The following is a 15559-nucleotide window of genomic DNA, read 5'->3' on the forward strand; positions in this document are numbered from 1 at the left end:
ATGACTATCTCCTATATTTGTTAGCAAAAAGGACGCATCGGCCGTGGCAAAGCAATTCGAGAGCATCGACGCTCGTCTCCAGGACTTTATCGGTCGGCAGCACATCTTCTTTACCGCCTCGGCCACCGGCCATTCCCGGGTGAATGTGTCGCCGCGGGAGACCGGCTGCCTGCGGGTAGTCGATGCAAATACGGTGGTCTATCTGGACAGGACCGGGAGTGGAAACGAAACCGCCGCGCATTTGCGCGCGGATGGTCGGCTGACGATCATGTTTTGTGCCGTCGAAGGGCCGCCAATGATCTTGCGCCTTTACGGTCGCGGACGCTCCATCCGCCGCGACAGCCCCGAATACGAAAATATCTTGACCACTCACTACAACGGTTCGGAGCCCTCAGGAGCCCGGCAGGTCATTCTGCTGGACATCGACCTGGTCCAAACCTCTTGCGGCTTCGGCGTCCCTCTTTTCGACTACAAGGCCGAGCGGCCAAGCCTTGACCAATGGACCAATGCAAAAGGCCCTGATGGTATCGAAATCTATCGTCGGGAAAAGAACACATACAGCATGGATGGCCTACCGACGGGGATGTTCGACGACGCCTAGTCGGGCCGCGAACAATTTCCGCTCCGGCTGGGTGGGATCGCCATTGCCGCCAAGGTTGCCCTGACGACCTGGGTCTGGCTTCAATCGGCCATCCGCCGTTTCCCTTGACGCTCGATCGACCTGCGCGCGCTGGGTTCGCATCAAATCCTGATGGCAGTTGGCGTCGTTGCCATTACCAATTCGCGATTAGCCAGATGCGGGTTTGCTCCGCCGCCGCCGCGATCCCAAGGGGCGGGGAGCGGAATTCAGGGCACCCTCGGTCAAATCATTGGCCGTTAGTGTCGCGCAGAATCTCGAACGGGAACCAGACACGCTTCTCGGCTTTGTCGATCCAGTTCTCGATCAGACTGGCGGTCGCGCCGTCGCCATACTCATCGCAGACGTCATGCAGCGAGCGCATGCTTGCGACAAGGCTGCCATTGTCGTCGCGCAGTTCGGCGAGCATTCCATGTGGATGCACGCAGTCGGCATCATTGTCCGCGATCTGTTGCTTGCGCGAGATGTCGCCGATCGACCGCAACGTGTCGCCGCCAACCTTGCGGACCCATTCGGCGAGCGGATCGGTCATCGCAAACAGTTCGTCGCCGTGCTCGTCGAGCAGCAGATGGTAATCGCGGAAATCCGATCCGGACATATGCCAGTGAAAATTCTTGGTCTTGATATAGAGCGCGAACACATCTGCCAGCACGGTGGGCGCGCCGGCGGAGATGTCCCTGACCGCGTCGCTGTCCAGTCCTGTCGGACCTCTCAGCGCAGCGGCAGCACGCGATTTGACCGATTTTCCTGAAAATGAATTGACTATGACGGAGCTGGCGAATCGCTCGAGCGTGCGGCGCGATTCGCCAGGTTGCGGTCGCCGAAGAGGGGCGAAAGCGCCGCCCTTCGGTTTCATTGGCCGAGACAGCCGCGGCGCGGATCATTCGCGCCGTATCGGGGTCAGCCCTTGACAAAGGCCAGCAGATCGGCGTTCAGGACATCGGCGTTGACGGTGAGCATACCGTGAGAGAAGCCGGGATAGGTCTTGATCTGGCCGTTCTTCAGAAGCTTAATCGACTTCCTGGCGGCATCAGCAATCGGCACGATCTGGTCGTCCTCGCCGTGCAGGACGAGCGTCGGGACGGTGATCGCCTTCAGGTCTTCCGTCTGATCGGTTTCGGAGAAGGCCTTGATGCCGTCATAATGAGCCTTTGCGCCGCCCATCATGCCCTGGCGCCACCAGTTCTGGATCACGCCTTCCTGTACCTTGGCGCCATCCCGGTTGAAGCCGTAGAACGGGCCAGCTGGAACGTCACGGAAGAACTGCGCACGGTTGGCGGCAAGCGCTGAACGGAAGCCGTCGAAAACCTCGATCGGCAGGCCTTCCGGGTTGGCGGCGGTCTTGACCATCAGCGGTGGGACGGCCGAGACGAGAACCGCCTTGGCGACACGACCGGCCGGCTGACCAAACTTCGCCACATAGCGTGCCACTTCGCCACCGCCGGTGGAATGGCCGATATGCACGGCATTTTTCAGATCCAGCGCTTCGACGACAGCGAAAGCGTCGGCGGCATAGTGGTCCATATCATGCCCTTCGGAAACCTGGGCAGACCGGCCGTGGCCACGCCGGTCGTGAGCGACGACCCGGTAACCGTTGGCGTGGAAGAACAGCATCTGCGCGTCCCAATCGTCCGACGACAGGGGCCAGCCGTGATGGAACACGATCGGCTGGGCATCCTTCGGGCCCCAGTCCTTGTAAAAGATTTCAGTGCCGTCTTTAGTTGTTACGAAGCCCATGTCGATATCTCCTTGTGATGAACTGTTTGTGGAAGAGGTTTGTGAGAAGGCGAGCGCCGGGATGCTCACGCTGGCAAGTGCGATGCTTCCGATTAGTACGCTGCGTCTCGACACGAAAAACCGATCTGTGTCGGATGCCATTGTATTTCTCCTGTCGCGCTGTGTTTGCGAATTCCGTATTTGACAAAGAGAACTTAGCGCCATTATCTGGCGGAAACACGTGGCGGAAATGACTTTATCCGAGGCAAAAGTGGCAAATACCAAAGCGCCTGATTTCATTGAGGTGGGCTTACTGGTCTACCCAGACTGCCAATTGGCTGCCGTCTACGGATTGACCGATCTGTTCCGCGTCGCGAGCGTCTGGTCGACGGATCTGCAGGTGCCGACAAGCCTTCGCAATATCCGCGTTAGCTATTGGAAGATGGCGGACGGCGATGTGTCGTGCACATGGGATACACACCCTGGAATCCCGCACGTGCTGAGCTACGTTATTGCGCCACCAAGTATCATCATGCCGGAGAAAATGCAGAGCATGAGTCCCGCTTCGCAATGGCTCGCGGCCCAGCACGCGCGCGGTGTTACCGTCTGTTCGATTTGTGCCGGGGCGTTTGTCCTTGCTGAGACCGGGCTCATCGACGGCCGACGTGCCACGACCCACTGGGCTTTTGCAGACAGGCTTGCTGAACAGTTTCCCAATATCGACGTCTCACCCGATAACATGATCATCGATGATGGCGATGTCATCACCGCTGGCGGAATTCTGGCCTGGGCTGATCTTGGTCTGCTCCTTGTCGAGAAGCTGCTCGGGCAGGCCGTGATGCTTGAGACGGCACGCTTTCTTGTCGTTGATCCGCCGCGTCGCAGTCAGAGCCAGTACAAGGCTTTTCTTCCCCGTTTCGATCATGGCGATAAGGAGGTCCTGCAGGTTCAGCACCATTTTCATGCGACGCCTGAGCTGCAAAAATCGATCGGTGAGTTGGCGGAGAACGTGCGTCTTTCAGAACGGACACTTCAGCGCCGCTTTTTCCGAGCGACACGGCTGAAACTGACCGAATATCTGCAGAACGTTCGCATCATGAAAGCGCGACAGCTACTGGAAACGACAAATGGTTCCATCGAGAGCATTGCCTGGGCGGTCGGATACTCCGATCCCGCAGCATTCCGAAAAATATTCGGCCGATTGACCGGTGCAACTCCAAATGTTTACCGTGGCGATGCGCGACATTGATGCAGCACCAAACCTGGGGCTATTTCGAACTGTAGTGTTACGACAAGCGCAACCCGGCTGGAATGATGCCCGATCTTAAAAATGAACGCGCCAGCGCTGAGGACTGCGCCGGCGGGGTCAAACGTCATTGATAGAGCGATTTAGAGGCCGAGATCGCTCAGCGATGGATGGGCGTCTGGACGGCGGCCCAGCTCCCAATGGAACTTACGATCCGCCTCGGCGATCGGCATCTCGTTGATGCTAGAGTGGCGGTGCGACATCAGACCGTCTGCGGCAAAAAGCCAGTTCTCGTTGCCATAGGCCCGGAACCACTGACCGCTGTCGTCGCAATATTCATAGGCATAACGAACGGCGACGCGGTTGCCGGTGAAGGCCCAAAGCTCCTTGATGAGCCGGTATTCGTGTTCCTTATTCCATTTGCGGGCCAGGAAAGCCTGGGCTTCCTGCCGGTTGGAAGCGAATTCGACGCGGTTACGCCAGCGGGTGTCGACCGAGTAAGCCAAGGCGACCTTCGCTGCATCCCGCGAGTTCCAGCCGTCCTCGGCCAGGCGGACCTTTTCGATGGCGGTTTCGTGGGTGAAGGGCGGTACCCGAGGGCGTGTCACTGTCGCAGCTTTCGTGATTTGACTGGTTTCGGCAAGTGCCGAACCTACGAGGGCAACGGCGGGCAGGGCTGTGATGAAAGTGCGGCGTTTCATGCGAATGTACCTATCAATCTATTGGGCTGCACCGATTGGTACAGACAGGGTGCGCTTATGCGTGCCTTAGGCAATCAAGCGGGTTGATACCGCAAGCCCCCTGAGGATCCGAGCTGTCTGCACATCAACTCGGGTCACAACCCGGGGGCAATTCACGGCGGCGCCCGTGGTTGCGGCCGTGTCAGGTGCGAGGCATGGCCCCGCGACCGGAAAGAGGTAGCCCGAGCGCGCAAGGCGTTGCGGTGGCTATCAGCATCGTCAAAACGGCTTTGTAGGAAGGTATTTGCCGTCGAGCGTAATGACTGCTCGGGAGCCGCCTTCTGGATCTTCAACCTTCTCGATGCTCAGCTTGAAGTTGATGGCGCTGATAATGCCGTCGCCGAATTTCTCATGGACCAGAGCCTTCAGCGTGGTCCCATAGACCTGCACGATCTCGTAGAAGCGGTAGATGGTCGGATCGGTCGGCAAACCATTCCCGATGCTGCCGCGGATCGGAACCGTCTGAAGCAGGGCAACGGCGGCGTCGTCGAGATCGAGCGTCTTGCCCACGGCCTTGGCGGCGTCCGCTGGGAGAGGATGCTGGCCGAGCAGGGCTGCGGTGACGAAGGCCTCCGACAGACCGGTGCCTTCAGTGATCTGGGCGTAGCTCAGGTCCTTCTTGAGTTTCGATGCGAGGATGACGTCCGTCAGGTCTTGGCGAGCGGCCTGCGTGGCTTGAGACTGCAACATTGGTATTATCTCCTTGGTTGGGATTGGGGCTCAGGCAGCGCGCCTGGCCTGATATTGGATGGCCTGGACTTCGGGATTGTCCGCAAGGGAAACGAAGGCGCCCTTGCTGCCATCGAAAGCTTCGATAAGGCCGCTCGCGATGTCGTAAATCCAGCCATGCAAGGCTATGCGGCCCTCTTCGAGAGCCAGGCGCACCGACGGGTGCGTCTGGATATTGGCGAGCTGGGCGATGACATTTTCACGCACCATGGATGCGACCTTGGCAGGCTCGTCCTTGTGCTGCCGGGCCTCGTTCACCACACGGGCTGAGTCCGCGTAGCGCAACCAGCTGCCCACAGCAGGCATGTGGTCCAGGCATTTGCATGTCGCGATGGCCGTCATTGCACCGCAATCGGAGTGACCGCAGATCACAATGTCAGAGACCTGTAGTGCCGTGACCGCATATTCGACGGAGGCAGAAACGCCGCCCGGCTCGGGGCCATAAGACGGAACGATGTTGCCGGCGTTTCGGATGACGAAGAGGTCGCCCGGCTCGCGCTGTGTAACCAGCTCAGGCACCAGGCGGCTGTCCGAGCAGGAAATGAACAGAGCCCGCGGATTCTGCTGATTTGCCAAGTCCTTGAACAGCTTGACCCGCTCAGGGAAGGCTTCCCGCTGAAATTTCAGAAAGCCGTCAATAATGTCTTTCATCGCTGCAATCTCCGTTTCGCGATCTGTCGAGGATGAAACTACGGAGAGCGTGGCATAATGTAAAAGTCTCGTTTATTATGCGCTGGATTAGATAATCTTATAGGTCTTAATATGCTCTCTCGACAGGTTCGTTACTTTCTCGCAGTGGCGGAGCAAGAGAGCTTCACGCGGGCTGCGGCGGCCTTGCATGTCTCCCAGCCGGCGCTTTCGCAGCAGGTCAGGTTGTTGGAGGAGAGCCTGGGTGTGCAGCTGTTCGACCGAACGGGTCGTACGACACGATTGACGGACTCCGGGGAGGTTTATCTGCAATACGTGCGCCGCGCTTCGCAGGAGTTCCTTGAAGCCAAGCGCGCCCTCCACGACGTCGACGACCTCAGCCGTGGTTCGCTGAGGGTGGCGGTGACGCCGACCTTCACGACCTATCTGGTGGGGCCCTTGGTCGAGGCGTTTCACAGCCGCTACCCGAGTATCTCCCTCAATCTGCGAGAGATTTCCCAGGAGCACATGGAGAATCTACTCCTGTCTGACGAGATCGATGTGGGGATCGCCTTTTCCGGCACGCCGACAGCAGATCTCGACCTCGACTCCCTCCTGGTGGAAACCCTCGCCCTAGTCGTCAGAGCCGGGCACCCTCTGGCAAGTGAAAGATCCGTTGGACTTGATGCGCTGAGCGCGGAGTCACTGGTGCTGTTGAGTGCTGAGTTTGCGACGCGAGATCAGATCGACCGATTCTGCCGTCAGCACAGCATTCAGCCGCGTGTTCAGATAGAGGTCAACTCTATAAGCGCAGTGGTCGAAATTGTACGCCGGACAAGTCTCTCTACACTCCTTCCCGCAACAATCGCCTTCGCGCATCAGGATCTGAAGGCTATTGCACTCGATCCGGTGCGCCTCGAGCGTACCGCTGTACTGATGCAGCGCCGGCACGGCTACCGAAGTGCCGCGGCCAAGACCTTTGTCGCACTGGCAAAAGAGGTCGCGGCCGGGTTGGAGGGTATTCAGGAAGCGTGACGCGACCGCGCAGTTGTTCAGCCGCAGAAAGCGACGTCCACGCTCACCTTGCGGATCATCTGCGCCACTTGCGGTAACGCCCTGACCACTGCGCCCTTGTTGGTCCCGATAAACACGTCCTGCATCGGGAGACGGGAGTGGGTCCGCAGCGAATGCACCTTGCCTGCTTTAAGCTGCGTATGAAGCAGTCTGCCTGGCAATATGCTGATGCCCGTGCCCGCTTCGACCAGATTGAGGATGGCTCCAAGACTGTTGCAGACATTGAGGCGAAGACCAAGCTCGCGGTTACCGCTGAGAGCAGTGGTTGTCAGGGTGTGGAGATTGGATGGCGCGGGTGTCGAGAATATCCGTTGTCGCAGGAGCATCGCGTCCGAGACGAATTCGCGGGGCATCTCAAGTTTGGGGCTGGCAAACCATTCCACCGTCTGACGGCCGAGGAGTTCCAGCGCAACGTTGTCGTGCTCGGGGGGTGTCGACAGGACGGCGATATCGAGAAGCCCTTCAGAAAGCTGTCGGGCGAGGTTATGGCTCGTGTCGACAGTTGCTGCAACGCGGGTCTCGGCAAAGCGGCCGTCCAGTTCGTCCAGCAGTGCCGGGAGGCAGACTGTGGCAAAACTATCCATCACACCCACTCTGAGCGTCGGCAGGCGCGTATTGCGTGTCTTGATGTTAGATTCGATATCTCTGGCAATGCCGATCATCGCCTCGGCGTAGTGCTTGAGGGCTTCACCCTCGCTGGTCAGCTGCAGCTGCCGTTTTTGCCGAATGAAAAGCGGAACACCGAGTTGTTCCTCCAACTCCTTGATCCGATACGAAACCGTCGGCTGCGTGATGCTCAGCTTTTCTGCCGCGGCGTTGAAGCTGCGCAACTGAGAGGCCCAATAAAATGCTTCGACCGCCGAGAAACTGAGAGCCATTTTCTTCCATAGAAAAATTCGATCGATACCTGCCAATATCCTAATTGGATTTTGAATTCATTCAACCTTAAGCTCGCTCAATAAGCAGTTTATACAGGTGATCAAAAAATGTACAAAACGATTTCGCGTGAGCATATTCTCGAAGATCTGCCTGAGATAGCGGATATCCAGTCGGACGAACTTCGAGAGAAGGTTATCGACGCCTGGGTTTTTGCTCTCGAGCGCTCATCTTTTGATCGCGTCACCGACATCCAGGGCGAGGGAAGCCCGAACATCTTTTCGCTCAAGCGTGGTACGCAGGACGCGCATCTGCGCGGCGTGACCCGGCTTGCACTGTCGATCTACGAGGAGTTCAAGGCCACATATCCCGAAGCCAAGGTTGATCGCGACATTCTCCTGGCCGGCGGGCTTTGCCACGACATCGGCAAGACCTGGGAATTCGATCCCGTCATGCTGAAGCGCTCCGAAGAACGTGGCGACCGCTATGGCGATCCCACGTTCCGCCACTCGGCCTACGGCGCGCATGTCTGCCTTTCCGTCGGTCTGCCCGATGAAGTCGGCCATATTTGCATGGGTCACGCAATGGAGTTCGGTCAGATCGGCCACAGTACAGAGTGCTTCATCATCCGTCAGGCCGACCACACCTGGTGGCTCGTCGCTGCAGCCCTCGATCTATGCCATCCCGATACGATCGCACAGGCGGGCAAGAACATTCGCGTCCGTCCCTTGGGCGCCGAATAAAACCGGGCACGGACTGTCACCATACGCGAGGGCAAAATGGCATATACATTCCAGTTCGCATCGTTGGTCCCATATCTGTCGCAGTTTCTCAGCGGTCTCTGGCTGACCATGCTGCTTTCATTCGTGGGCATATTCGGCGGCTTCGCCCTTGGCGTCTTCTGCGCGGTCGTTTCCACGCTTCCCGGACTTGTGCCGCGCCTGCTTGTACGCTGTTACGTGGAACTGATGCGCAATACGCCGCTGCTGGTGCAGATCTTCGTGATCTTCTTCGCACTGCCAAGCCTTGGGCTACGGCTTTCTCCCCTGACATCGGTGCTGGTCGCGCTCATCCTGAACAATGGCGGCTATATTGCCGAGATCGTTAGAGGCGGCATTCAGGCCACTCACCGGAGCCAGTTCGAAGCGGCGGAAAGCCTCGGGCTGACGTACCTCCAGACACTTCGATTCGTGATCCTGCCGCCCGCACTGGAGAAGGTATTCACGCCGGTCGTTTCGCAATGCGTCCTACTGATGCTCTCGACCAGCCTTGTATCGGCGATCGGCGTCGAGGACCTGACAGGGGCTGCGATGATCGCAAGTTCCGAGACGTTCCGGACGATGGAAGTCTATCTGGTAATCGCCGCGATCTACGTAACCCTCAACTTTGTCTTCCGAGCCATCCTCAACGCCGCAGGTCTGCTGATATTCACACGTTCGCGCCGTAAACTCCTCGGGAGGGCATGATATGCGCACATTCGGTACCAACGAATTCCTCTTCATCGTCTATGCCCTTCAATGGACCCTGACCCTGACCGCAATCGCCTTCGTAGGCGGGGGGATACTTGGGGCGGCACTTGCCCTGCTGCGGATATCGACCAGCCGGACACTGAGAACTTTGACATCGGCTTACATGCAATTCATCCAGGGATTGCCGCTGCTGATCCTGATGTTCATCTGCTACTACGCGCCGTCGCTTTTCGGCTTCGAGCTTAGCGCGATCACGGCGGCCGCAATCGCCTTGACCATAAATTCGGCGGCGTTCCTTGGTGCCATCTGGGAAAGCGCCTTGCGCGCCATTCCCAAAGCACAGTGGGAAAGTGCCGAGGCACTCGCCATGCACCCGCTGAAGGTCCTCCGCTTCGTCATTGTGCCGCAAGCGGTCCGGCTGGCAATGCCTTCGACTGTCGGCTTCCTGGTGCAGATCATCAAACAAACGTCGATTGCGTCGATCATCGGCTTCATCGAGATCACACGTGCCGGACAACTCGTCAGCAATGCCACGTTCGAGCCGCTGAAATCCTTCCTGGCGGTTGCCGCACTTTATTTCATCGTCTGCTTCCCGCTGACACAAATCAGCCTCTGGCTGGAGCATCGAGCTGCCAAACGCGGATCGCGCGCCTAAATTCTTAACGACACGCAGAAGGTCGTTTTCACTAAACCCGGAACTCAAAAACTGTGAGGATAACAATGCGCTTAAAGTCTCTACTCATGCCCCTTGTCGGATTGGCAATCGCGTTTGGAACAACCGCTGCTTCCGCCTCATCGCTCGACGACATCATCGCCCGCAAAAAGGTCATGATTGGCGTGGATCTATCCGTTCCTCCCTTCGGAGTGACCAATGAGCAGATGCAACCCGATGGCCTTGACGTCGATGTTGCGAAGCTGCTCGCGAAGGATCTCGGCGTCCAGCTCGAGCTTGTGCCCGTTACCGGCCAGAGCCGCATCCCGTCGCTTCAGACCGGCAAGGTCGACTTCGTTGTTGCCAGCTTCGGCATCTATACCGAACGCGCCCTGTCTGTTGCTTTTTCCAATCCGTACGGCGGGCACAAGTCGGTCATCATCGCCCCCCAGGGTACCGAGATCAAAAGCCTCGAAGACTTGAAAGGCAAGCGCGTTGGCGTGCCTCGCGGAACCGCGCATGAGAAGATCCTTTCTGCGGCTAAGATCGACGGTATGGAACTGGTTCGCTTTGACGACGACAGCACGACGCTAAACGCACTCGTTGCCGGGCAGGTCGACGCAATCGGGACCGTCAATTACATCGCAGCTCAGCTCCAGCAGCGCTATCCCGATAGCAAGTTCGAGGAAAAGGTGACCTATCTTCAGAGCTTCTACGGCGTCGGCATGCGTCGCGGCGATCCGGATCTTCTGCACTGGTTGAATACCGTCCTGTTCGTTCACAACCAGAGCGGAGAACTGGGGCAAATCTACGAGAAGTGGATGAAGACACCGATGCCAGCTCTGCCATCCTTCTAAGCGCGGCCTATCGCGAGGTGCCTTGTCGCACCTCGCGTCCCCACCAGGAGATTTGAGATGTCCGTAGTAGTCGCAAACAATATCCGGAAAAGCTTCGGGCCGCTGGAAGTGCTTAAGGGCGTTTCCCTGACAGTTGGGGGCGGTGAGGTCGTCGCACTGATCGGCCGAAGCGGGTCTGGGAAAAGTACCTTCCTGAGATGCCTCAACGGTTTGGAAACGATCAACAGCGGCGAGATTCAGATCGCCGGCCATGCGATGTCACGCAAACCCGCCGCGCTGCGCGAACTGCGACGCGACGTCGGCATCGTTTTCCAGAGCTACAATCTGTTCCCTCACCTGACCGCTGGCGAAAACATCATGCTCGCGCCCATTCAGGTAAAAGGCGAGGCCAAGGCTGCGGCCCGTGAAGAAGCCAAGCGGTGTCTCGCACTGGTCGGCCTGGAAGATCGCTTCGATGCCTATCCCGATATGCTTTCGGGTGGACAGCAGCAGCGTATCGCCATCGCACGATCACTGGCCATGCATCCCAAGGTCCTTCTGTTCGATGAAGTCACATCCGCACTCGACCCGGAACTGACCGGCGAAGTGCTTGCTGTAGTCGAAAGCCTCGGCCGTCAGGGCATGACGATGCTGTTGGTCACCCATGAAATGGGTTTCGCTCGTCGGGTCGCCAACAGGACGATCTTCATGAAGGACGGAGTGATCCACGAGGAAGGCCCGTCTTCCGAATTCTTTTCATCGCCGAAGACACCTGAGCTCCAGGCCTTCCTACGGTCTGAAGACGGCTGATCGAGCCGTCCATTCTATCGCGAAACATTGGCTGCCTTTGGCAGAAGAGGAATTGCTATGTCCACCAAACGGAAAATCGCGCTCATCGGCTGTGGTGTGATGGGAAATGCGATTGGTTCGCGCCTTCTGTCAGCAGGGCATGATTTGATCGCATTCGACCTGGATCAGGCCAAGCTCGCGCAGCTTGAGGCCAAGGGCGCATCCCCGGCGACGTCGGCATCGGATGCGGCCGCTCGCGCCGACGCCGTTGTTCTCAGCCTGAACTCGGCGCGGATCGTTCGAGAGGCCGTCTTCGGCGAAAAAGGGGTCGCAGAAGGAGCCCATCAGGGGACCGTGGTCATCGACATGTCGTCGATCGATCCGATCGCAACACGCCAGCTCTGCGCGGATGCCCTTGAGTCCGGTATGAAGTGGCTGGATTGCCCGCTTTCGGGCGGCGCACCGAAGGCGCTGGAGGGTAAGCTCACCGTCATGGTCGGGGGCGACCCGGTAGATTTTGCCGAGGCGAAGCCAATCCTCGACGACCTGTGCCAAAACCTGACTCTCATGGGCCCGAGCGGTGCTGGCCAGACAACCAAGCTGATCAACCAGGTCCTGTGTGCGCTCAATTTCGTCGCCGTGGCCGAGGCGACCAAGCTGGCAATCGATTCCGGTGTGGATGCGCAGCGGATTCCCGCGGCGCTGAGTGGCGGCCGCGCCGACAGTGCGATCCTGCAGGAGTTCATGGGTAAGATGGCGCGCAACGACTACTCGCCGACCGGCCGCATCGACAACATGGTCAAGGATCTCTCAGCCGCGCAGTCACTAGCCATCCACACCGGCACGGCAATGCCCATGACATCGCTTTGCATGGAGATCCATCGGCTGATGGTCTCCGCAGGTCTCGGTGCGGCGGACAATGCCGCCCTGATGAAGTTTTACGACGGCCCGAAGGCCTAACGAGGAGGAATGACATGCTGATCCGCTACGCAGAATTCGTTGGAACGATCAAGGCCGGCAAGGAGGACGAATTCTACAGTTTCGTAGAGAAAACGCTGACGCCGCTATGGGCCAAATTTGACGGCGCGGTGAGCGTTGCCGTCTGCCGCGAGCTCGAACGCGACGAGGGTGCGCCGTCCATGCCCCTGCTTCTGGCCATCACCTATCCGGATCAGGCCGCGCTCGAGCGCGCCATGGCCTGCGACGCACGCTTTCAGTCGCGCGAACAGACACAGCAACTGCTGACCATGTTCGACGGCAAGGTCTATCACCGCGTCACCAGTGCCGCGATCCACGATCTCTCGGCACAGGGGTAAGCGCAATGACGTTCCCGCTTTTCGACCTTGCCGGTCTGTCACTCCGGCGGGCGATGTGAAGGACTGTCCGACATCGCTGGCCGTTTCAACTTTTTCATCCAACGGCGCTTGAAAATTCGCGACGCTTGTATCAGTGCCGCTAGCAACCAGCAAAGATTGCGAGGACCACTATGGATCGAGAGATCATTATACCCGACGAGATGCAGGAGATCGTCAGTCGAGCCGGCTATGCTCCCGCGGTTAAAGTCGGAGACACAATTTACGTCGTCGGCCAAGTCGGGCGGACCAAGGATCTCAAGATTATTCACGATCCTTTAGAGCAATTCAGAGCTATGTGGGACAATTTACGGATTGTCCTCGAAGCCGCTCATTGCACGTTCGATGACATCGTGGAAATGACAAGCTATCACGTCGAAATGTCCAAGCACATGGACGTGTTCCGGACAGTCAAAAACGAGGTGTTTCCGAAGGGAACCTATGCGTGGACCCGGATAGGTGTCTCTGAGCTCGCGCACCAGGGGCTCCTCGCTGAGGTGAAATGTGTTGCTGTAAAGCGATGCTGGAACCTTTGTGTCGCGAACGAACCTTTCCACGCTGAGCATTAAAGTTACAGCATCTTAGTTTATCGGAGGCGGTGGACTTTGGTTCGATTCCCTTCAAGTACACGATGCTGGCAGCGCGGTTTTGATGGGCCACTCGCGGTCCGCACGCAATGATCGCTTCGCACCCCACATCCGGCCATTTTGAGTCTGCTGCACCCGGCTGAAGTTTGTGTTGAGGGAGAGCCTCGGGAAATACAAGTATACATGGGCTACCTGTGCGCATAAAGATATCGACATGGATGGATTGTGAAGGTGCGTATCGTCATGGAATTAGATCCGATTTGCTTCTCCTCGGACTGCCCCAGCAGGACACTCTTCGATCAGATCGCCGATAAATGGTCCATGATGGTTCTGGCGGTTCTGTCGGACGGACCTCATCGGTTCAACCTCATCCGTAAGCGTCTGGAGGGCGTGAGCCAGAAGGCTCTGACACAGTGTCTCCGCAAACTGGAACGCAACGGCCTCATCACTCGTCGCATCGTGTCCGTATCGCCGGTGGCTGTGGAGTATGAGATCACAAAGCTGGGCCAAACACTGCAAAAGCCGTTCGGCGAGCTTCACCGGTGGACGCTGGACAAGCTGCCGGAGGTCAATGCAGCGCGAGAAGCCTTCGACGCCCGACGATCAGATGACGGTTTCAGCGGTATTCAGCTGGGAAAACGCGCTGATTGAGCCCAACCAAGACGGCGACCAGGTATCCTCAGGCCTACCAAGGCGATTCAAGGTGCCTGATTGACAGCAAGTCTACAACGTATACCTAGGCGTCCAGATCAACTGGAGCGTCAAAATGACTGAGTTAAAACTGCTGACCCCGCTGAAGACCGAGATGTTCGAATTCAAGAACCGCGTCTTCATGGCCCCGATGACAAGAGCGCGGTCACCAGACCATGTGGCGAACGAACTCACTGCAAACTACTACGCCCAACGCGCCACCGCTGGCCTGATCATCTCTGAGGGGACTCAGATCAGCGAGCAGGCGATCGGCTGGACGAATACGCCGGGAATCCACACGGCCGAGCAGATCGAGGGATGGCGAAAGGTCACCCGGGCCGTGCACAACGCCGGGGGCCTCATCTTCGCCCAACTCTGGCATACCGGCCGCGCTTCTCATCCAGACTTCCATGGCGGAGCCTTGCCTGTCGCGCCTTCGGCTGTGCCCTTCAATAGCCAGGCTTTCACGCCCGAGGGGCCAAAGCCGACCGTCACGCCCCGGGCTCTCACCCTCGACGAGATCCACAGTACGATTCAGGACTACGAGGCCGCCGCGCGTGCGGCCAAGGCCGCTGGTTTCGATGGGGTTGAGGTGCATGGCGCCAACGGCTATCTGCCGGCCCAATTCCTCGAGGACGGTTCCAACAAGAGAACGGACGCCTATGGCGGCCCTGTCGAAAACCGCGCCCGCTTCCTGCTCGAAGCAACCGACGCCGCAATCCGGGTATTTGGGGCTTCCCGTGTTTCGGTCAGGCTCTCGCCCCGGATACCCTATAACGACATGGGCGATAGCGACCTGGAGGGCACCTATATGTTCGCCGTCGAAGCTCTCGAAACGAGGAAGGTGGGCATTCTTCACTTCATGGAGTCGGCGCAGCTTCCCGAGGGTCTCAAGCTGCTGGCGCCCGAGGCGAGAAAGCGGTTCTCCGGCTTGTTTGTCGTAAACGTTGGATATGACCGAGAAAGTGGCGAGCGGGCGATAGCAAGCAATCTGGCGGACGCGGTGACGTTCGGAACTCTCTTCATTAGCAACCCGGACCTGCCCGAACGCTTCCGTCAAAATGCCCCATTGGCGCCGTCCGACCCGTCCAGCTACTACGTGGGCGACGAGCGAGGCTATACCGACTATCCACCCCTCGGCTGAAGCATGTCAAGCTAGGCTTCATCTGCTGTCCCGTCGCTCACTCCATTATGGACAGAGTGACGGGATCGTCGTGAGAGCAGTTCCTGATGGCTCTAGATCGTAACGAGCGGCTGCGAAGTAGTTCAGCCGTTCCTGGGCGATAGAGGTCAAGGATGGGGCGATGGTCGCCCGGAGGCCATGAATGGTTCGCTCGGCGTTTTTTGCAAGTACGCCCTCAGTTTGGGCAAGGCCATTTCAGTGACCATCGACGCCGATGCCGCAATGGCCGAACTCGGACAAGGCGGCAGATTCTTCGATGTTCGCTCTAGCCTTTGACACCCCAACACCAGACAGTCCCCGCGCGACCCCCTTCCCGACATTCCAAGTAGGCCAGGTACTTGATCTGGCGTGGTTAT

General features: G+C 58.3%; 19 protein-coding genes. 13 read left to right on the forward strand and 6 right to left on the reverse strand.

The genetic code is table 11. From position 1 onward, the window contains the following. The first annotated feature begins 43 nt into the window (after positions 1–43). On the forward strand, positions 44–601 hold the full coding sequence (locus GH784_RS17545) for a pyridoxamine 5'-phosphate oxidase family protein (protein WP_174073223.1): 558 nt from the start codon (positions 44–46) through the stop codon (positions 599–601). A gap of 265 nt (positions 602–866) precedes the next feature. On the opposite strand, the gene GH784_RS17550 is transcribed toward GH784_RS17545, so the two are convergent. Beyond that, the gene (locus GH784_RS17550; RefSeq protein WP_153793635.1) at positions 867–1493 is read right to left on the reverse strand and encodes a Dps family protein; all 627 of its coding nucleotides are present in this window, start codon (positions 1491–1493) and stop codon (positions 867–869) included. A 44-nt stretch (positions 1494–1537) separates the two neighbouring features. After that, positions 1538–2374, reverse strand: a complete 837-nt coding sequence (locus GH784_RS17555) for an alpha/beta fold hydrolase (protein WP_153793636.1) — start codon at positions 2372–2374, stop codon at positions 1538–1540. A 229-nt stretch (positions 2375–2603) separates the two neighbouring features. On the opposite strand from GH784_RS17555, the gene GH784_RS17560 reads away from it, so the two are divergent. After that, positions 2604–3602, forward strand: a complete 999-nt coding sequence (locus GH784_RS17560; RefSeq protein WP_153793657.1) for a GlxA family transcriptional regulator — start codon at positions 2604–2606, stop codon at positions 3600–3602. Positions 3603–3742: 140 nt separating this feature from the next. Here GH784_RS17560 and GH784_RS17565 read toward each other — a convergent pair whose 3' ends face one another. The 3 genes from GH784_RS17565 to GH784_RS17575 all read right to left on the reverse strand — a co-directional run bounded on the left by GH784_RS17565 (position 3743) and on the right by GH784_RS17575 (position 5719). Next, complete coding sequence (locus tag GH784_RS17565) at positions 3743–4207, reverse strand: nuclear transport factor 2 family protein (protein ID WP_076846011.1); 465 nt, start codon at positions 4205–4207, stop codon at positions 3743–3745. Positions 4208–4558: 351 nt separating this feature from the next. Next, positions 4559–5029 carry a cyanase gene (cynS, locus tag GH784_RS17570; protein ID WP_111800966.1) on the reverse strand — a complete coding sequence of 157 codons (471 nt, stop codon included), beginning with the start codon at positions 5027–5029 and terminating at the stop codon, positions 4559–4561. Between the two features lie 30 nt (positions 5030–5059). Further along, positions 5060–5719, reverse strand: coding sequence for a carbonic anhydrase (locus GH784_RS17575; protein WP_153793638.1), 660 nt, complete (start codon positions 5717–5719; stop codon positions 5060–5062). A 111-nt stretch (positions 5720–5830) separates the two neighbouring features. On the opposite strand from GH784_RS17575, the gene cynR reads away from it, so the two are divergent. Then, the gene (cynR, locus tag GH784_RS17580; RefSeq protein WP_153793639.1) at positions 5831–6730 is read left to right on the forward strand and encodes a transcriptional regulator CynR; all 900 of its coding nucleotides are present in this window, start codon (positions 5831–5833) and stop codon (positions 6728–6730) included. Positions 6731–6747: 17 nt separating this feature from the next. On the opposite strand, the gene GH784_RS17585 is transcribed toward cynR, so the two are convergent. Beyond that, on the reverse strand, positions 6748–7683 hold the full coding sequence (locus tag GH784_RS17585; protein WP_236775937.1) for a LysR family transcriptional regulator: 936 nt from the start codon (positions 7681–7683) through the stop codon (positions 6748–6750). Positions 7684–7755: 72 nt separating this feature from the next. Between GH784_RS17585 and GH784_RS17590 the strand changes: the two genes are divergently transcribed. From GH784_RS17590 to GH784_RS17635, 10 genes are all read left to right on the forward strand, one after another. Beyond that, on the forward strand, positions 7756–8388 hold the full coding sequence (locus tag GH784_RS17590) for an HD domain-containing protein (protein ID WP_035201052.1): 633 nt from the start codon (positions 7756–7758) through the stop codon (positions 8386–8388). 36 nt (positions 8389–8424) lie between these two features. After that, positions 8425–9111 (forward strand): amino acid ABC transporter permease, encoded by a 687-nt coding sequence (locus GH784_RS17595; protein WP_076845996.1) that lies wholly within the window; start codon positions 8425–8427, stop codon positions 9109–9111. 1 nt (position 9112) lies between these two features. Then, on the forward strand, positions 9113–9769 hold the full coding sequence (locus GH784_RS17600; RefSeq protein WP_035201049.1) for an amino acid ABC transporter permease: 657 nt from the start codon (positions 9113–9115) through the stop codon (positions 9767–9769). Positions 9770–9834: 65 nt separating this feature from the next. Continuing rightward, entirely contained in the window at positions 9835–10623 is a 789-nt protein-coding gene (locus tag GH784_RS17605) for a transporter substrate-binding domain-containing protein (RefSeq protein ID WP_153793640.1), read from the forward strand. A gap of 57 nt (positions 10624–10680) precedes the next feature. Then, complete coding sequence (locus tag GH784_RS17610; protein ID WP_153793641.1) at positions 10681–11412, forward strand: amino acid ABC transporter ATP-binding protein; 732 nt, start codon at positions 10681–10683, stop codon at positions 11410–11412. A gap of 57 nt (positions 11413–11469) precedes the next feature. Next, positions 11470–12351 carry an NAD(P)-dependent oxidoreductase gene (locus tag GH784_RS17615; RefSeq protein WP_111796586.1) on the forward strand — a complete coding sequence of 294 codons (882 nt, stop codon included), beginning with the start codon at positions 11470–11472 and terminating at the stop codon, positions 12349–12351. Positions 12352–12365: 14 nt separating this feature from the next. Further along, positions 12366–12707, forward strand: a complete 342-nt coding sequence (locus GH784_RS17620) for a hypothetical protein (RefSeq protein ID WP_111796585.1) — start codon at positions 12366–12368, stop codon at positions 12705–12707. 170 nt (positions 12708–12877) lie between these two features. Continuing rightward, positions 12878–13312, forward strand: a complete 435-nt coding sequence (locus GH784_RS17625; protein WP_111796584.1) for a RidA family protein — start codon at positions 12878–12880, stop codon at positions 13310–13312. A gap of 261 nt (positions 13313–13573) precedes the next feature. Then, a complete protein-coding gene (locus GH784_RS17630) occupies positions 13574–13981 on the forward strand; it encodes a winged helix-turn-helix transcriptional regulator (protein WP_065706106.1) in 408 nt (135 codons plus the stop codon). 115 nt (positions 13982–14096) lie between these two features. Further along, entirely contained in the window at positions 14097–15164 is a 1068-nt protein-coding gene (locus GH784_RS17635; protein WP_111796583.1) for an alkene reductase, read from the forward strand. Positions 15165–15559: the final 395 nt, after the last annotated feature.

The organism is Agrobacterium tumefaciens (genome assembly GCF_009649785.1).
Classification (GTDB): Bacteria; Pseudomonadota; Alphaproteobacteria; order Rhizobiales; family Rhizobiaceae; genus Agrobacterium; species Agrobacterium tumefaciens.

Bases quoted from the DNA above. Each gene is read 5' to 3' on its own strand.
- GH784_RS17605 (WP_153793640.1), top strand. From the start codon at position 9,835: ATGCGCTTAAAGTCTCTACTCATGCCCCTTGTCGGATTGGCAATCGCG.
- GH784_RS17590 (WP_035201052.1), top strand. From the start codon at position 7,756: ATGTACAAAACGATTTCGCGTGAGCATATTCTCGAAGATCTGCCTGAG.
- GH784_RS17555 (WP_153793636.1), bottom strand. From the start codon at position 2,374: ATGGGCTTCGTAACAACTAAAGACGGCACTGAAATCTTTTACAAGGAC.
- GH784_RS17575 (WP_153793638.1), bottom strand. From the start codon at position 5,719: ATGAAAGACATTATTGACGGCTTTCTGAAATTTCAGCGGGAAGCCTTC.
- GH784_RS17600 (WP_035201049.1), top strand. From the start codon at position 9,113: ATGCGCACATTCGGTACCAACGAATTCCTCTTCATCGTCTATGCCCTT.
- GH784_RS17620 (WP_111796585.1), top strand. From the start codon at position 12,366: ATGCTGATCCGCTACGCAGAATTCGTTGGAACGATCAAGGCCGGCAAG.
- GH784_RS17550 (WP_153793635.1), bottom strand. From the start codon at position 1,493: ATGAAACCGAAGGGCGGCGCTTTCGCCCCTCTTCGGCGACCGCAACCT.
- GH784_RS17560 (WP_153793657.1), top strand. From the start codon at position 2,604: ATGACTTTATCCGAGGCAAAAGTGGCAAATACCAAAGCGCCTGATTTC.
- GH784_RS17625 (WP_111796584.1), top strand. From the start codon at position 12,878: ATGGATCGAGAGATCATTATACCCGACGAGATGCAGGAGATCGTCAGT.
- GH784_RS17595 (WP_076845996.1), top strand. From the start codon at position 8,425: ATGGCATATACATTCCAGTTCGCATCGTTGGTCCCATATCTGTCGCAG.
- cynR (WP_153793639.1), top strand. From the start codon at position 5,831: ATGCTCTCTCGACAGGTTCGTTACTTTCTCGCAGTGGCGGAGCAAGAG.
- GH784_RS17630 (WP_065706106.1), top strand. From the start codon at position 13,574: ATGGAATTAGATCCGATTTGCTTCTCCTCGGACTGCCCCAGCAGGACA.
- cynS (WP_111800966.1), bottom strand. From the start codon at position 5,029: ATGTTGCAGTCTCAAGCCACGCAGGCCGCTCGCCAAGACCTGACGGAC.
- GH784_RS17635 (WP_111796583.1), top strand. From the start codon at position 14,097: ATGACTGAGTTAAAACTGCTGACCCCGCTGAAGACCGAGATGTTCGAA.
- GH784_RS17610 (WP_153793641.1), top strand. From the start codon at position 10,681: ATGTCCGTAGTAGTCGCAAACAATATCCGGAAAAGCTTCGGGCCGCTG.
- GH784_RS17615 (WP_111796586.1), top strand. From the start codon at position 11,470: ATGTCCACCAAACGGAAAATCGCGCTCATCGGCTGTGGTGTGATGGGA.